20 protein-coding genes, 4 tRNA genes, 1 rRNA gene and 1 pseudogene are annotated in these 13203 nt (G+C 50.4%); 23 read left to right on the top strand and 3 right to left on the bottom strand.

Translation table 11 applies throughout. The features are described 5' to 3' along the window. The first annotated feature begins 194 nt into the window (after positions 1–194). From rrf to birA, 3 genes are all read left to right on the top strand, one after another. A 5S ribosomal RNA gene (rrf, locus tag QQZ17_RS16130) occupies positions 195–310 on the top strand. A gap of 197 nt (positions 311–507) precedes the next feature. Beyond that, entirely contained in the window at positions 508–1536 is a 1029-nt protein-coding gene (gene murB / locus QQZ17_RS16125) for a UDP-N-acetylmuramate dehydrogenase (protein WP_152401303.1), read from the top strand. Beyond that, a complete protein-coding gene (gene birA / locus QQZ17_RS16120) occupies positions 1533–2495 on the top strand; it encodes a bifunctional biotin--[acetyl-CoA-carboxylase] ligase/biotin operon repressor BirA (RefSeq protein WP_152401305.1) in 963 nt (320 codons plus the stop codon). The genes murB and birA overlap by 4 nt, the downstream gene beginning before the upstream one ends. Positions 2496–2525: 30 nt before the next feature. On the opposite strand, the gene coaA is transcribed toward birA, so the two are convergent. Then, on the bottom strand, positions 2526–3476 hold the full coding sequence (coaA, locus tag QQZ17_RS16115; protein ID WP_152401307.1) for a type I pantothenate kinase: 951 nt from the start codon (positions 3474–3476) through the stop codon (positions 2526–2528). Positions 3477–3778: 302 nt separating this feature from the next. Further along, positions 3779–3859 (bottom strand): annotated as a pseudogene (locus QQZ17_RS16110) (hypothetical protein); the annotation flags it as partial. Positions 3860–3878: 19 nt separating this feature from the next. Between QQZ17_RS16110 and QQZ17_RS16105 the strand changes: the two are divergent. The 7 genes from QQZ17_RS16105 (at position 3879) to bfr (ending at position 6543) form a co-directional block, all read left to right on the top strand. Beyond that, positions 3879–3954, top strand: a tRNA-Thr gene (locus tag QQZ17_RS16105). A gap of 8 nt (positions 3955–3962) precedes the next feature. Next, positions 3963–4047 (top strand) — tRNA-Tyr (locus tag QQZ17_RS16100). Positions 4048–4161: 114 nt separating this feature from the next. After that, positions 4162–4236: transfer RNA gene (locus QQZ17_RS16095), tRNA-Gly, on the top strand. Positions 4237–4241: 5 nt separating this feature from the next. Next, positions 4242–4317, top strand: a tRNA-Thr gene (locus tag QQZ17_RS16090). Positions 4318–4434: 117 nt separating this feature from the next. Then, entirely contained in the window at positions 4435–5619 is a 1185-nt protein-coding gene (gene tuf, locus QQZ17_RS16085; protein ID WP_003031109.1) for an elongation factor Tu, read from the top strand. Between the two features lie 180 nt (positions 5620–5799). Further along, on the top strand, positions 5800–5994 hold the full coding sequence (gene bfd, locus QQZ17_RS16080) for a bacterioferritin-associated ferredoxin (protein WP_012135433.1): 195 nt from the start codon (positions 5800–5802) through the stop codon (positions 5992–5994). A gap of 72 nt (positions 5995–6066) precedes the next feature. Next, on the top strand, positions 6067–6543 hold the full coding sequence (gene bfr / locus QQZ17_RS16075) for a bacterioferritin (protein WP_042326254.1): 477 nt from the start codon (positions 6067–6069) through the stop codon (positions 6541–6543). Here the strand turns inward: bfr and QQZ17_RS16070 are convergent. Further along, positions 6527–7009 (bottom strand): prepilin peptidase, encoded by a 483-nt coding sequence (locus QQZ17_RS16070; RefSeq protein ID WP_152400214.1) that lies wholly within the window; start codon positions 7007–7009, stop codon positions 6527–6529. The genes bfr and QQZ17_RS16070 overlap by 17 nt on opposite strands. 377 nt (positions 7010–7386) lie before the next feature. Between QQZ17_RS16070 and rpsJ the strand changes: the two genes are divergently transcribed. The 13 genes from rpsJ to rplX all read left to right on the top strand — a co-directional run bounded on the left by rpsJ (position 7387) and on the right by rplX (position 13202). After that, entirely contained in the window at positions 7387–7698 is a 312-nt protein-coding gene (rpsJ, locus tag QQZ17_RS16065; RefSeq protein WP_001181005.1) for a 30S ribosomal protein S10, read from the top strand. Positions 7699–7730: 32 nt separating this feature from the next. Continuing rightward, on the top strand, positions 7731–8360 hold the full coding sequence (gene rplC, locus QQZ17_RS16060; RefSeq protein ID WP_042326256.1) for a 50S ribosomal protein L3: 630 nt from the start codon (positions 7731–7733) through the stop codon (positions 8358–8360). Positions 8361–8370: 10 nt separating this feature from the next. After that, positions 8371–8976: a 50S ribosomal protein L4 gene (gene rplD / locus QQZ17_RS16055; RefSeq protein WP_000424395.1), complete on the top strand. Its 606-nt coding sequence runs from the start codon at positions 8371–8373 to the stop codon at positions 8974–8976. Next, on the top strand, positions 8973–9275 hold the full coding sequence (rplW, locus tag QQZ17_RS16050) for a 50S ribosomal protein L23 (RefSeq protein ID WP_000617546.1): 303 nt from the start codon (positions 8973–8975) through the stop codon (positions 9273–9275). The genes rplD and rplW overlap by 4 nt, the downstream gene beginning before the upstream one ends. Positions 9276–9292: 17 nt before the next feature. Beyond that, the gene (gene rplB, locus QQZ17_RS16045) at positions 9293–10114 is read left to right on the top strand and encodes a 50S ribosomal protein L2 (RefSeq protein ID WP_000301864.1); all 822 of its coding nucleotides are present in this window, start codon (positions 9293–9295) and stop codon (positions 10112–10114) included. Between the two features lie 16 nt (positions 10115–10130). After that, a complete protein-coding gene (gene rpsS / locus QQZ17_RS16040) occupies positions 10131–10409 on the top strand; it encodes a 30S ribosomal protein S19 (RefSeq protein WP_001138117.1) in 279 nt (92 codons plus the stop codon). A 14-nt stretch (positions 10410–10423) separates the two neighbouring features. Then, positions 10424–10756: a 50S ribosomal protein L22 gene (gene rplV, locus QQZ17_RS16035; protein WP_000447529.1), complete on the top strand. Its 333-nt coding sequence runs from the start codon at positions 10424–10426 to the stop codon at positions 10754–10756. Between the two features lie 17 nt (positions 10757–10773). Continuing rightward, positions 10774–11475: a 30S ribosomal protein S3 gene (rpsC, locus tag QQZ17_RS16030; RefSeq protein WP_000529945.1), complete on the top strand. Its 702-nt coding sequence runs from the start codon at positions 10774–10776 to the stop codon at positions 11473–11475. A gap of 12 nt (positions 11476–11487) precedes the next feature. Next, positions 11488–11898, top strand: coding sequence for a 50S ribosomal protein L16 (rplP, locus tag QQZ17_RS16025; protein ID WP_000941208.1), 411 nt, complete (start codon positions 11488–11490; stop codon positions 11896–11898). Beyond that, entirely contained in the window at positions 11898–12089 is a 192-nt protein-coding gene (gene rpmC / locus QQZ17_RS16020; protein WP_000644742.1) for a 50S ribosomal protein L29, read from the top strand. The genes rplP and rpmC overlap by 1 nt, the downstream gene beginning before the upstream one ends. Then, on the top strand, positions 12089–12343 hold the full coding sequence (gene rpsQ, locus QQZ17_RS16015) for a 30S ribosomal protein S17 (protein ID WP_002438707.1): 255 nt from the start codon (positions 12089–12091) through the stop codon (positions 12341–12343). The genes rpmC and rpsQ overlap by 1 nt, the downstream gene beginning before the upstream one ends. Before the next feature lie 162 nt (positions 12344–12505). Beyond that, positions 12506–12877 carry a 50S ribosomal protein L14 gene (gene rplN, locus QQZ17_RS16010; RefSeq protein ID WP_000613954.1) on the top strand — a complete coding sequence of 124 codons (372 nt, stop codon included), beginning with the start codon at positions 12506–12508 and terminating at the stop codon, positions 12875–12877. A gap of 10 nt (positions 12878–12887) precedes the next feature. Continuing rightward, the gene (gene rplX / locus QQZ17_RS16005) at positions 12888–13202 is read left to right on the top strand and encodes a 50S ribosomal protein L24 (protein WP_035894981.1); all 315 of its coding nucleotides are present in this window, start codon (positions 12888–12890) and stop codon (positions 13200–13202) included. Position 13203 lies beyond the last annotated feature (1 nt).

Genomic DNA, 13203 nt, shown 5'->3' with positions numbered 1-13203 from the left:
GAACGTTGAAGACGACGACGTTGATAGGCCGGGTGTGTAAGCGCAGCGATGCGTTGAGCTAACCGGTACTAATGAACCGTGAGGCTTAACCTTACAACGCCGAAGCTGTTTTGGCGGATTTGAGAGAGAATTTCAGTTCAGCTTGATAACAGATTATGTCACTTCGTGGAAACGGGGTGATAAAACAGAATTTGCCTGGCGGCTGTAGCGCGGTGGTCCCACCTGACCCCATGCCGAACTCAGAAGTGAAACGCCGTAGCGCCGATGGTAGTGTGGGGTCTCCCCATGCGAGAGTAGGGAACTGCCAGGCATCAAACAGTGAAGAAGCCCATCCTGACGGATGGGCTTTTTTGCGTCTGTGCACCACGGAAAATGCCGGATGGCGGCTTCGCCTTATCCGGCCTACGGCAAGGGGGAATCCTCTGTATAACGCTAGCCCGCCATAATACAAGCCATACTGCGGCAGATGCGGTAAACTAACCGCGATTTTGCATCAGGAAAGCGTCTATGAATCACTCCCTTAAATCCTGGAATACCTTTGGCATCGATCAAAATGCCAATGAGATTGTTTGCGCCGAAAATGAACAACAGCTACTGAATGCCTGGCAATCCGCCAATGCGTTGCATCAGCCGGTACTGATACTGGGTGAAGGGAGTAACGTCCTGTTTCTTGATACCTTCCGCGGAACGGTGATCGTCAACCGTATCAAAGGCATTGAGGTGACAGAGCAACCGGATGCCTGGCTGCTGCATGTCGGCGCGGGTGAAAACTGGCATCACCTGGTACAGCACACGCTACAGCTTGGCATGCCGGGTCTGGAAAACCTGGCGCTGATCCCCGGCTGTGTCGGTTCTTCACCGATCCAGAATATTGGTGCTTACGGCGTGGAGCTCCAACGAGTTTGTGATTACGTTGACTGTGTTGAGCTGGCGACAGGAAAATCGCTGCGCGTCAGTGCGGCAGAGTGTCGATTTGGCTATCGTGACAGTATCTTCAAACATGAATATCAGGATCGTTTCGCGATCGTTGCAGTGGGTCTACGCCTGACTAAGCAATGGCAGCCAGTGTTGACCTATGGTGACCTGACGCGTCTGGATCCGGCCACAGTAACGCCCCGGCAGGTGTTTGATTCGGTTTGCCATATGCGCATGACGAAACTGCCCGATCCGAAAGTAAACGGTAATGCGGGCAGCTTTTTTAAGAACCCCGTAGTGGTGGCTGATGTGGCACAGGCATTATTGTCTCAATTCCCGAATGCGCCCCATTATCCTCAGCCTGATGGTTCAGTAAAGTTGGCGGCAGGTTGGCTCATTGATCAGTGTCAGTTGAAAGGCTCCGGGATCGGAGGGGCAGCAGTGCATCGTCAACAGGCCCTAGTGCTGATCAATGCTGATAATGCGACAAGCAAAGATGTTGTTCAGCTGGCGCACCTTGTTCGTACGAAAGTGGGTGAAAAATTTAACGTCTGGCTGGAGCCTGAAGTGCGCTTCATCGGGCAAACAGGCGAAGTCAATGCTGTGGAGATCATTGCATGAAGGATAATACCGTTCCTCTGACGCTTATCTCCTTACTGGCCGATGGCGAGTTTCATTCCGGCGAGCAACTGGGTGAAAAGTTGGGGATGAGTCGGGCTGCCATCAATAAACACATCCAGACCTTACGTGACTGGGGTGTCGACGTCTTTACCGTGCCAGGTAAAGGATACAGTTTGCCTGAGCCGATTCAGTTACTGGATGCCGACCGTATATACAGCCAGTTGGATCGCGGTACGGTGGCAGTGCTTCCGGTTATCGATTCCACCAATCAATACCTGCTGGACCGTATAGATCTGTTACAGTCAGGCGATGCCTGCGTGGCGGAATATCAACAGGCAGGCCGTGGACGTCGTGGGCGTAAGTGGTTCTCTCCCTTTGGTGCAAACCTTTATCTTTCGATGTTCTGGCGTCTGGAGCAGGGACCGGCCGCAGCGATCGGCTTAAGCCTGGTGATCGGTATCGTGATGGCCGAGGTGCTGCGCGATCTCGGTGCTGATAAAGTTCGGGTGAAGTGGCCAAACGATCTCTATCTGCTGGATCGCAAACTGGCGGGGATCCTGGTCGAATTAACGGGTAAGACGGGCGATGCTGCGCAGATCGTCATTGGTGCCGGCATTAACATGGCGATGCGTCGTGTGGAAGAAGACGTGGTGAATCAGGGATGGATTACGCTGCAGGAAGCCGGGATTACGCTCGATCGCAACACGCTGGCCGCGAGGCTCATTCGTGAATTGCGTACCGCGTTGGAATTATTTGAGCAGGAAGGACTGGCTCCTTATCTTTCCCGTTGGAAAAAACTCGATAACTTTATTAATCGTCAGGTAAAACTGATCATCGGCGAAAAAGAAATATACGGTACTTCGCGAGGGATCGACGCACAGGGTGCATTACTACTGGAACAGGATGGTGTGATAAAACCGTGGGTTGGGGGAGAAATCTCCCTGAGAAGTGCAGAATAATAAAAAGGGAGCTTTCGCTCCCTTTTTTAATTATTTCCGCAGGCGAACCTGTTCGACGGCATGATTCGCGCTCTTGGTCATGATAAGACTCGCGCGCTCACGCGTGGGTAAAATGTTTTGCTTTAAATTCAGCCAGTTAATTTCTTTCCATAATGAGGTGGCCGTATTGATTGCCTCCTCTTCCGTCAGTTTCGCATAGTTATGGAAATAAGAGTCGGGGTCGGTAAACGCCCCCTCGCGGAATTTAAGAAAGCGATTGATATACCATGTCTGCAGTAACTCTTCCGGCGCATCAACATAAATAGAGAAATCGACGAAGTCCGAAACAAATACATGATGTGGGTCGTGCGGATAATCCATCCCACTCTGCAAAACATTGAGTCCTTCGAGAATTAATATATCGGGCTGGGCAACGGTTTTATCCCCGTCAGGGATCACATCATAAATCAGATGCGAATAAACCGGAGCGGTGACGTTTGGCACGCCGGATTTGAGGTCGGAGACAAACTTGACCAAACGGTGCATGTCATACGATTCAGGAAAGCCTTTCTTCTTCATTAACCCACGGTCTTTTAATACCTGGTTTGGATGAAGAAAACCATCGGTGGTGATTAGCTCAACGCGGCGATGTTCTGGCCAGCGACTCAGTAGCGCCTGTAATACACGCGCGGTGGTGCTTTTCCCTACCGCCACACTGCCAGCAATACTGATGATATAAGGAATGCGCTCACCGTTAGTGCCCAGAAACTGTTCGAGAACAGCCTGACGGCGCAGGTTCGAGCTGATATAGAAGTTAAGCAAACGCGACAGGGGTAAATAGATCTCTGCTACTTCTTCCAGCGATAAATCTTCATTAATCCCCTTTAACCGCGCGATCTCTTCTTCAGTAAGGGTCATCGGCACGGAATCACGAAGCGCAGCCCACTGGTTGCGGTTAAAATGTAGGTAAGGCGTCATTAACGTTTGCTCTTTTATACTCATAAGCATGTTTCTGGCTGTCATTACACCATCAGGGCAGTGATAAAAAGCGCATCATCCCCGGCATGCAATGGCACGTCACATTTCAGTTAATTTGGACAATGGGCAGGAGGGTAACACCAGATGGGAGGGAATAATAAGAAAAAATCTCTTCCTGGTGCCATTACCTGAAAAGTAATGTGACAGATATTCCAGATGTGCAGACGATGATTTGAGGCGTTAGAAGTGCCAGCTGGCGCAGGTGGGAGGAAATGGGCTGCCAGATAATGTCGAAATTTTATGCTAAGCTGACTGAAAATACGTCATTTATTGGCCGTATAGCGCAAAATGTGAGCAATAGAACATTTTATGCAATTTTTTAGTTGCATGAGTTCGCAGGTCTCCATAGAATGCGCGCTACTTGATGCCGACTTAGCTCAGTAGGTAGAGCAACTGACTTGTAATCAGTAGGTCACCAGTTCGATTCCGGTAGTCGGCACCATCAAGTCCGGTGGGGTTCCCGAGCGGCCAAAGGGAGCAGACTGTAAATCTGCCGTCACAGACTTCGAAGGTTCGAATCCTTCCCCCACCACCACTTTCTGGCAGCAATTGCTGTCTGAGCTGGTTAAGAAAATAATCGGCTCGAATGAGAAAAGAGACTTGTCTCTTTTTTTGTTACAGAAAGAACTGGGTAGCCGAGTTTCAGGATGCGGGCATCGTATAATGGCTATTACCTCAGCCTTCCAAGCTGATGATGCGGGTTCGATTCCCGCTGCCCGCTCCAGACGTGCTGATATGGCTCAGTTGGTAGAGCGCACCCTTGGTAAGGGTGAGGTCCCCAGTTCGACTCTGGGTATCAGCACCACTTCACTTCTCCTCCCCGTGTTTTCTCTGTAACGACTCAGTGATTCAACAGTTCAGGCATATCGCCTGGTTGATGTGGTGATATCACCGATTTATCCGTGTCTTAGAGGGACAATCGATGTCTAAAGAAAAGTTTGAACGTACAAAACCGCACGTTAACGTCGGTACTATCGGCCACGTTGACCATGGTAAAACAACGCTGACCGCTGCCATCACTACCGTACTGGCTAAAACCTACGGCGGTGCTGCTCGCGCATTCGATCAGATCGATAACGCGCCGGAAGAAAAAGCTCGTGGTATCACCATCAACACCTCTCACGTTGAATATGACACCCCGACTCGCCACTACGCGCACGTAGACTGCCCGGGCCACGCCGACTATGTTAAAAACATGATCACTGGTGCTGCGCAGATGGACGGCGCGATCCTGGTTGTTGCTGCGACTGACGGCCCGATGCCGCAGACTCGTGAGCACATCCTGCTGGGTCGTCAGGTAGGCGTTCCGTACATCATCGTGTTCCTGAACAAATGCGACATGGTTGATGACGAAGAGCTGCTGGAACTGGTAGAGATGGAAGTTCGTGAACTGCTGTCTCAGTACGATTTCCCGGGCGACGACACGCCGATCGTTCGTGGTTCTGCTCTGAAAGCGCTGGAAGGCGAAGCAGAGTGGGAAGCGAAAATCATCGAACTGGCTGGCTTCCTGGATTCTTACATCCCGGAACCAGAGCGTGCGATTGACAAGCCGTTCCTGCTGCCGATCGAAGACGTATTCTCCATCTCCGGTCGTGGTACCGTTGTTACCGGTCGTGTAGAGCGCGGTATCATCAAAGTTGGCGAAGAAGTTGAAATCGTTGGTATCAAAGAGACTGCGAAGTCTACCTGTACTGGCGTTGAAATGTTCCGCAAACTGCTGGACGAAGGCCGTGCGGGTGAGAACGTAGGTGTTCTGCTGCGTGGTATCAAACGTGAAGAAATCGAACGTGGTCAGGTACTGGCTAAGCCGGGTTCCATCAAGCCGCACACCAAGTTCGAATCTGAAGTGTACATTCTGTCCAAAGACGAAGGCGGCCGTCATACTCCGTTCTTCAAAGGCTACCGTCCGCAGTTCTACTTCCGTACAACTGACGTGACTGGCACCATCGAACTGCCGGAAGGCGTAGAGATGGTAATGCCAGGCGACAACATCAAAATGGTTGTTACCCTGATCCACCCGATCGCGATGGACGACGGTCTGCGTTTCGCAATCCGTGAAGGCGGCCGTACTGTTGGTGCGGGCGTTGTTGCTAAAGTAATGAGCTAATATTTACTCATTAGTTCTGCACTTAAAAAGGGCGCTTCGGCGCCCTTTTTGCTGCCTGTGATTTGGTCGTCACATTTACTCGCAATTTTTACTTCGCTCCCGTTGCGTAGAGAGAATTGTGCTATTGTAATCATAACTATTCTCATTTACACTTTGCGCAGAAATTGAACGGGAGCGATCATGTACGTTTGTTTGTGTAATGGTGTAAGTGATAAAAAAATTCGCCAGGCGGTACGTCAGTTTCATCCTCAATCCTTCCAACAGCTACGCAAGTTTATACCTGTGGGAAATCAATGCGGTAAATGCGTTCGGGCAGCACGCGAAGTGATGCAGGATGAGTTAATGCAAATGCCAGAATTTAAAGAGATCGCCTGAGTCACACTCTTTTTTTTGACATCCCTGTAGCCCCATCTATGCTCTGGAGAGTGGAAGCGGAGGGACTATAAAATGAAAGGTGATGTTAAAATCATAAATTATCTCAATAAACTATTGGGAAATGAGCTTGTCGCGATCAACCAGTATTTTCTCCATGCACGTATGTTCAAAAATTGGGGACTTACCCGCCTCAATGACGTCGAGTACCATGAATCCATTGATGAGATGAAACACGCGGATAAATATATTGAGCGTATTTTGTTCCTGGAAGGGATCCCGAACCTGCAGGATCTCGGTAAGTTGGGGATTGGCGAAGATGTTGAAGAGATGCTGCAGTCCGATCTCAGATTAGAGCTCGAAGGGGCGAAAAACTTACGTGAAGCGATCGCCTATGCTGATACCGTTCATGATTATGTCAGCCGGGATATGATGATCGAAATCCTCGCGGATGAAGAAGGGCATATCGACTGGCTGGAGACTGAACTGGATCTCATCTCGAAAATTGGCCTGCAAAATTATCTGCAGTCGCAAATTAAAGTGACCAGTTAATCGCTTCAGAAGTGAAACGGTAACATCCGGTGATGAAACCCGCAGCCGCCAGAAATGGCCCAAAAGGCAGCGGGTTTTTTAATACCGACTTTCCATGAATTATCCCCAATGCTGCGATACCAGAACACGCCAACAGCGCCGCCCAAAAGACCAAAAATGGTAATGACATCCACCCATGCCAGGCACCCAGCGCGGCAAGGAGTTTCACATCACCATAGCCGAGTCCTTCTCTCTTACGAACCAACCGATAGCTCCAGTAGATAAAGGCAAAACTGGCGTAGCCTGCAATGGCACCCCATACGGCATCTGCAAGTTGTGCCGGGATGATGCACAGGTGAAAGAGGAGTCCGCCCCATAGCAATGGGCAGGTAAACCGGTCCGGCAGTTGTCCGCTGCGCACATCGCAGAAACTAAGAGACAAAGACAATGCGGTATATAGCAGCAGAAAGGGCAGGGCAGCGACCATCAGGTATCCTCCATCAATCCTGTCGCTACTTTAAAGAAGGCTAATGAGGGAGCAAGGTACTATTATGAGTATTGCGAGCGACTTTCCTGCTCAATTGCCGCGTTTCATTCACTACATAAAAGCCTGGAACCCTACTCGCATTACGGACGAAGTGATTAATATCTACGCGACACTTGCTTCAGTCTGATATTTACGTATAATGCGCGGGCTTGTCTTAATCGACGGCAGGTTCGATTTGAACCTCAGATAGCCGATTTGGCTATCTAACAATGCTCCCAATCGGGGGGCTACGTAAGAACGGTTACACTCTCCCATCAATCGTAATGGGTCTGAGGAGTAGTCATTTTCGTTTATAAAATAATTGGAGCTCTGGTCTCATGCAGAACCAAAGAATCCGTATCCGCCTTAAAGCGTTTGATCATCGTCTGATCGATCAATCAACCGCGGAAATCGTCGAGACTGCTAAGCGCACTGGTGCGCAAGTCCGTGGTCCGATCCCGCTGCCGACCCGCAAAGAGCGCTTCACCGTTCTGATCTCTCCGCACGTTAACAAAGACGCGCGCGATCAGTACGAAATCCGCACTCACAAGCGTCTGGTTGACATCGTTGAGCCAACCGAGAAAACCGTTGATGCTCTGATGCGTCTGGACCTGGCTGCCGGTGTAGACGTGCAGATCAGCCTGGGTTAATCAGGTCATCGAGCGATTGAGAGGTTGATACAATGATTGGTTTAGTCGGTAAAAAAGTGGGTATGACCCGCATCTTCACTGAAGATGGCGTCTCTATCCCAGTAACCGTAATCGAAGTTGAAGCAAACCGTGTTACTCAGGTTAAAGACCTGGCTAACGATGGCTATCGTGCTGTTCAGGTTACCACCGGTGCTAAAAAAGCTAACCGTGTAACCAAGCCGGAAGCTGGCCATTTCGCTAAAGCTGGCGTTGAAGCTGGCCGCGGCCTGTGGGAGTTCCGTCTGGCTGAAGGTGAAGAATTCACCGTTGGTCAGAGCATCAGCGTAGAACTGTTTGCTGAAGTTAAAAAAGTTGACGTAACTGGCACCTCTAAAGGTAAAGGTTTCGCTGGTACCGTTAAGCGCTGGAACTTCCGTACCCAGGACGCGACTCACGGTAACTCCTTGTCTCACCGCGTTCCGGGTTCTATCGGTCAGAACCAGACTCCGGGCAAAGTGTTCAAAGGCAAGAAGATGGCAGGTCAGCTGGGTAACGAACGTGTAACCGTTCAGAGCCTGGACGTAGTACGTGTTGACGCTGAGCGCAACCTGCTGCTGGTTAAAGGTGCTGTCCCGGGTGCAACCGGTAGCGACCTGATCGTTAAACCAGCTGTGAAGGCGTAAGGGGATAGCAATGGAATTAGTATTGAAAGACGCGCAGAGCGCGCTGACTGTTTCCGAAACTACCTTCGGTCGTGATTTCAACGAAGCGCTGGTTCACCAGGTTGTTGTTGCTTATGCAGCTGGTGCTCGTCAGGGTACTCGTGCTCAGAAGACTCGTGCTGAAGTAACTGGTTCCGGCAAAAAGCCGTGGCGCCAGAAAGGTACCGGCCGTGCGCGTTCAGGTTCTATCAAGAGCCCGATCTGGCGTTCCGGTGGCGTGACCTTCGCTGCTCGCCCGCAGGACCACAGTCAAAAAGTTAACAAGAAGATGTACCGCGGCGCGCTGAAAAGCATTCTGTCCGAACTGGTACGTCAGGATCGTCTGATCGTTGTCGAGAAGTTCTCTGTTGAAGCGCCTAAAACTAAGCTGCTGGCACAGAAACTGAAAGACATGGCTCTGGAAGATGTGTTGATCATCACCGGTGAGCTGGACGAAAATCTGTTCCTCGCAGCACGTAACCTGCACAAGGTTGACGTTCGCGATGCAACGGGTATCGACCCGGTTAGCCTGATCGCCTTCGACAAAGTCGTAATGACTGCTGATGCTGTTAAGCAAGTTGAGGAGATGCTGGCATGATTCGTGAAGAACGTCTGCTGAAGGTGCTGCGTGCACCGCACGTTTCTGAAAAAGCGTCTACTGCGATGGAAAAAACTAACACCATCGTTCTCAAAGTTGCTAAAGACGCGACCAAAGCAGAGATCAAAGCTGCTGTGCAGAAACTGTTTGAAGTCGAAGTCGAAGTCGTTAACACCCTGGTAGTTAAAGGGAAAGTTAAACGTCACGGACAGCGTATCGGTCGTCGTAGCGACTGGAAAAAAGCTTACGTCACCCTGAAAGAAGGCCAGAATCTGGACTTCGTTGGCGGCGCTGAGTAAGTCGGAGGAGTAATACAATGGCAGTTGTTAAATGTAAACCGACATCTCCGGGTCGTCGCCACGTCGTTAAAGTGGTTAACCCTGAGCTGCACAAGGGCAAACCTTTTGCTCCGTTGCTGGAAAAAAACAGCAAATCCGGTGGTCGTAACAACAATGGCCGTATCACCACTCGTCATATCGGTGGTGGCCACAAGCAGGCGTACCGTATTGTTGACTTCAAACGCAACAAAGATGGTATCCCGGCAGTTGTTGAACGTCTTGAGTACGATCCGAACCGTTCCGCGAACATCGCGCTGGTTCTGTACAAAGACGGTGAGCGCCGTTACATCCTGGCCCCTAAAGGCCTGAAAGCTGGCGACCAGATCCAATCTGGCGTTGATGCTGCAATCAAACCAGGCAACACCCTGCCGATGCGCAATATCCCGGTTGGTTCTACCGTTCATAACGTAGAAATGAAACCAGGAAAAGGCGGTCAGCTGGCACGTTCCGCTGGTACTTACGTTCAGATCGTTGCTCGTGATGGTGCTTATGTCACCCTGCGTCTGCGTTCTGGTGAAATGCGTAAAGTCGAAGCAGACTGCCGTGCAACTCTGGGCGAAGTTGGCAATGCTGAGCATATGCTGCGCGTTCTGGGTAAAGCAGGTGCTGCACGCTGGCGTGGTGTTCGTCCGACCGTTCGCGGTACCGCGATGAACCCAGTCGACCACCCACATGGTGGTGGTGAAGGTCGTAACTTTGGTAAGCACCCGGTAACTCCGTGGGGCGTTCAGACCAAAGGTAAGAAGACCCGCAGCAACAAGCGTACTGATAAATTCATCGTACGTCGCCGTAGCAAATAATTTTAGAGGATAAGCCATGCCACGTTCTCTCAAGAAAGGTCCTTTTATTGACCTGCACTTGCTGAAGAAGGTAGAGAAAGCGGTGGAAAGCGGAGACAAGAAGCCCCTGCGCACTTGGTCCCGTCGTTCAACGATCTTTCCTAACATGATCGGTTTGACCATCGCTGTCCATAATGGTCGTCAGCACGTTCCAGTATTCGTAACCGATGAAATGGTCGGTCACAAACTGGGTGAATTCGCACCGACTCGTACTTATCGCGGCCACGCTGCTGATAAAAAAGCGAAGAAGAAATAAGGTAGGAGGAAGAGATGGAAACTATCGCTAAACATCGCCATGCTCGTTCTTCTGCTCAGAAGGTTCGCCTTGTTGCTGACCTGATTCGCGGTAAGAAAGTGTCGCAGGCTCTGGATATTCTGACCTACACCAATAAGAAAGCGGCTGTACTGGTCAAGAAGGTACTGGAATCTGCCATTGCTAACGCTGAACACAACGATGGCGCTGACATTGACGATCTGAAAGTTACGAAAATTTTCGTAGACGAAGGCCCGAGCATGAAGCGCATTATGCCGCGTGCAAAAGGTCGTGCAGATCGCATCCTGAAGCGCACCAGCCACATTACTGTGGTTGTGTCCGATCGCTGAGACTCTGGAGACTAGCAATGGGTCAGAAAGTACATCCTAATGGTATTCGCCTGGGTATTGTAAAACCATGGAACTCTACCTGGTTTGCGAACACCAAAGAATTCGCTGACAACCTGGACAGCGATTTTAAAGTACGTCAGTACCTGACTAAGGAACTGGCTAAAGCGTCTGTATCTCGTATCGTTATCGAGCGTCCGGCTAAGAGCATCCGTGTGACTATTCACACTGCTCGTCCGGGCATCGTTATCGGTAAGAAAGGCGAAGACGTAGAAAAACTGCGTAAGGTCGTAGCGGATATCGCTGGCGTTCCTGCACAGATCAATATCGCCGAAGTTCGTAAGCCTGAACTGGACGCAAAACTGGTTGCTGACAGCATCACTTCACAGCTGGAACGTCGCGTTATGTTCCGTCGTGCGATGAAGCGTGCTGTACAGAACGCAATGCGTCTGGGCGCTAAAGGGATTAAAGTTGAAGTTAGCGGCCGTCTGGGCGGCGCGGAAATCGCACGTACCGAATGGTACCGCGAAGGTCGCGTACCGCTGCACACTCTGCGTGCTGACATCGACTACAACACCTCTGAAGCGCACACCACTTACGGTGTAATCGGCGTTAAGGTATGGATCTTCAAAGGCGAGATCCTGGGTGGTATGGCTGCTGTTGAACAACCGGAAAAACCGGCTGCTCAACCTAAAAAGCAGCAGCGTAAAGGCCGTAAATAAGGAGCGTCGCTGATGTTACAACCAAAGCGTACAAAATTCCGTAAAATGCACAAAGGCCGTAACCGCGGTCTGGCTGCTGGCGCGGATGTTAGCTTCGGCAGCTTCGGTCTGAAAGCTGTTGGCCGTGGTCGTCTGACTGCCCGTCAGATCGAAGCAGCACGTCGTGCTATGACCCGTGCAGTTAAGCGTCAAGGTAAGATCTGGATCCGCGTATTCCCGGACAAACCGATCACTGAAAAGCCGCTGGCAGTGCGTATGGGTAAAGGTAAAGGTAACGTGGAGTATTGGGTTGCCTTGATTCAGCCGGGTAAAGTCCTGTATGAAATGGACGGCGTACCGGAAGAGCTGGCCCGTGAAGCATTCAAGCTGGCAGCAGCGAAACTGCCGATTAAAACCACCTTTGTAACTAAGACGGTGATGTAATGAAAGCAAAAGAGCTGCGTGAGAAGAGTGTTGAAGAGCTGAACACCGAGCTGCTGAACCTGCTGCGTGAGCAGTTCAACCTGCGTATGCAGGCTGCAAGTGGCCAGCTGCAACAGTCTCACCTGTTGAAGCAAGTGCGTCGTGATGTCGCACGCGTTAAGACTTTACTGACTGAGAAGGCGGGTGCGTAATGACCGATAAAATCCGTACTCTGCAAGGTCGCGTTGTTAGCGACAAAATGGAGAAATCCATTGTTGTTGCTATCGAACGTTTTGTGAAACACCCGATCTACGGTAAATTCATTAAGCGTACGACCAAACTGCACGTACATGACGAGAACAACGAATGCGGTATCGGCGACAAGGTTGAAATCCGTGAATGCCGTCCGCTGTCCAAGACTAAGTCCTGGACGCTGGTTCGCGTTGTAGAGAAAGCGGTTCTGTAATACAGTACGCGTTCTCAACGAATAAACGGCTCAGCGATGGGCCGTTTATTTTTTCTACCCATATCCTGAGAGCGGTGTTATAATGCCGCGCCCTAGATATGGGGCTTTTTTAACGACCTGATTTCGGGTCTCAGTAGTAGTTGACATTAGCGGAGCACTAAAATGATCCAAGAACAGACTATGCTGAACGTCGCCGACAACTCCGGTGCACGTCGCGTAATGTGTATCAAGGTTCTGGGTGGCTCGCACCGTCGCTACGCAGGCGTAGGCGACATCATCAAGATCACCATCAAAGAAGCAATTCCGCGTGGTAAGGTCAAAAAAGGTGATGTGCTGAAGGCGGTAGTGGTGCGCACCAAGAAGGGTGTTCGTCGCCCGGACGGTTCTGTCATTCGCTTCGATGGTAATGCATGCGTTATTTTAAACAATAACAGCGAGCAACCTATCGGTACGCGTATTTTTGGGCCGGTAACTCGTGAACTTCGTAATGAGAAGTTCATGAAAATTATCTCTCTGGCACCAGAAGTACTCTAAGGAGCGAATCATGGCAGCGAAAATCCGTCGTGATGACGAAGTTATCGTGTTAACCGGTAAAGATAAAGGTAAACGCGGTAAAGTTAAGAATGTCTTGTCTTCCGGCAAGGTCATCGTTGAAGGTATCAACCTGGTTAAGAAACACCAGAAGCCGGTTCCGGCTCTGAACCAACCAGGCGGCATTGTAGAGAAAGAAGCAGCTATTCAGATCTCTAACATTGCACTCTTCAATGCGGCAACCGGCAAGGCTGACCGTGTAGGCTTTAGATTCGAAGACGGCAAAAAAGTCCGTTTCTTCAAGTCTAACAGCGAAACTATCAAGTAAT

The organism is Citrobacter sp. T1.2D-1 (genome assembly GCF_950098555.1).
Taxonomy (GTDB): Bacteria; Pseudomonadota; Gammaproteobacteria; order Enterobacterales; family Enterobacteriaceae; genus Citrobacter_A; species Citrobacter_A telavivensis.
This window is presented reverse-complemented; position numbering and strand designations above follow the sequence as displayed.

Bases quoted from the DNA above. Each gene is read 5' to 3' on its own strand.
- rpsJ (WP_001181005.1), top strand. From the start codon at position 7,387: ATGCAGAACCAAAGAATCCGTATCCGCCTTAAAGCGTTTGATCATCGT.
- rpmC (WP_000644742.1), top strand. From the start codon at position 11,898: ATGAAAGCAAAAGAGCTGCGTGAGAAGAGTGTTGAAGAGCTGAACACC.
- rplD (WP_000424395.1), top strand. From the start codon at position 8,371: ATGGAATTAGTATTGAAAGACGCGCAGAGCGCGCTGACTGTTTCCGAA.
- rpsC (WP_000529945.1), top strand. From the start codon at position 10,774: ATGGGTCAGAAAGTACATCCTAATGGTATTCGCCTGGGTATTGTAAAA.
- murB (WP_152401303.1), top strand. From the start codon at position 508: ATGAATCACTCCCTTAAATCCTGGAATACCTTTGGCATCGATCAAAAT.
- rpsQ (WP_002438707.1), top strand. From the start codon at position 12,089: ATGACCGATAAAATCCGTACTCTGCAAGGTCGCGTTGTTAGCGACAAA.
- rplW (WP_000617546.1), top strand. From the start codon at position 8,973: ATGATTCGTGAAGAACGTCTGCTGAAGGTGCTGCGTGCACCGCACGTT.
- rplX (WP_035894981.1), top strand. From the start codon at position 12,888: ATGGCAGCGAAAATCCGTCGTGATGACGAAGTTATCGTGTTAACCGGT.
- rplN (WP_000613954.1), top strand. From the start codon at position 12,506: ATGATCCAAGAACAGACTATGCTGAACGTCGCCGACAACTCCGGTGCA.
- rplP (WP_000941208.1), top strand. From the start codon at position 11,488: ATGTTACAACCAAAGCGTACAAAATTCCGTAAAATGCACAAAGGCCGT.
- rplV (WP_000447529.1), top strand. From the start codon at position 10,424: ATGGAAACTATCGCTAAACATCGCCATGCTCGTTCTTCTGCTCAGAAG.
- birA (WP_152401305.1), top strand. From the start codon at position 1,533: ATGAAGGATAATACCGTTCCTCTGACGCTTATCTCCTTACTGGCCGAT.
- rplB (WP_000301864.1), top strand. From the start codon at position 9,293: ATGGCAGTTGTTAAATGTAAACCGACATCTCCGGGTCGTCGCCACGTC.
- rpsS (WP_001138117.1), top strand. From the start codon at position 10,131: ATGCCACGTTCTCTCAAGAAAGGTCCTTTTATTGACCTGCACTTGCTG.
- rplC (WP_042326256.1), top strand. From the start codon at position 7,731: ATGATTGGTTTAGTCGGTAAAAAAGTGGGTATGACCCGCATCTTCACT.
- bfr (WP_042326254.1), top strand. From the start codon at position 6,067: ATGAAAGGTGATGTTAAAATCATAAATTATCTCAATAAACTATTGGGA.
- tuf (WP_003031109.1), top strand. From the start codon at position 4,435: ATGTCTAAAGAAAAGTTTGAACGTACAAAACCGCACGTTAACGTCGGT.
- QQZ17_RS16070 (WP_152400214.1), bottom strand. From the start codon at position 7,009: ATGGTCGCTGCCCTGCCCTTTCTGCTGCTATATACCGCATTGTCTTTG.
- bfd (WP_012135433.1), top strand. From the start codon at position 5,800: ATGTACGTTTGTTTGTGTAATGGTGTAAGTGATAAAAAAATTCGCCAG.
- coaA (WP_152401307.1), bottom strand. From the start codon at position 3,476: ATGAGTATAAAAGAGCAAACGTTAATGACGCCTTACCTACATTTTAAC.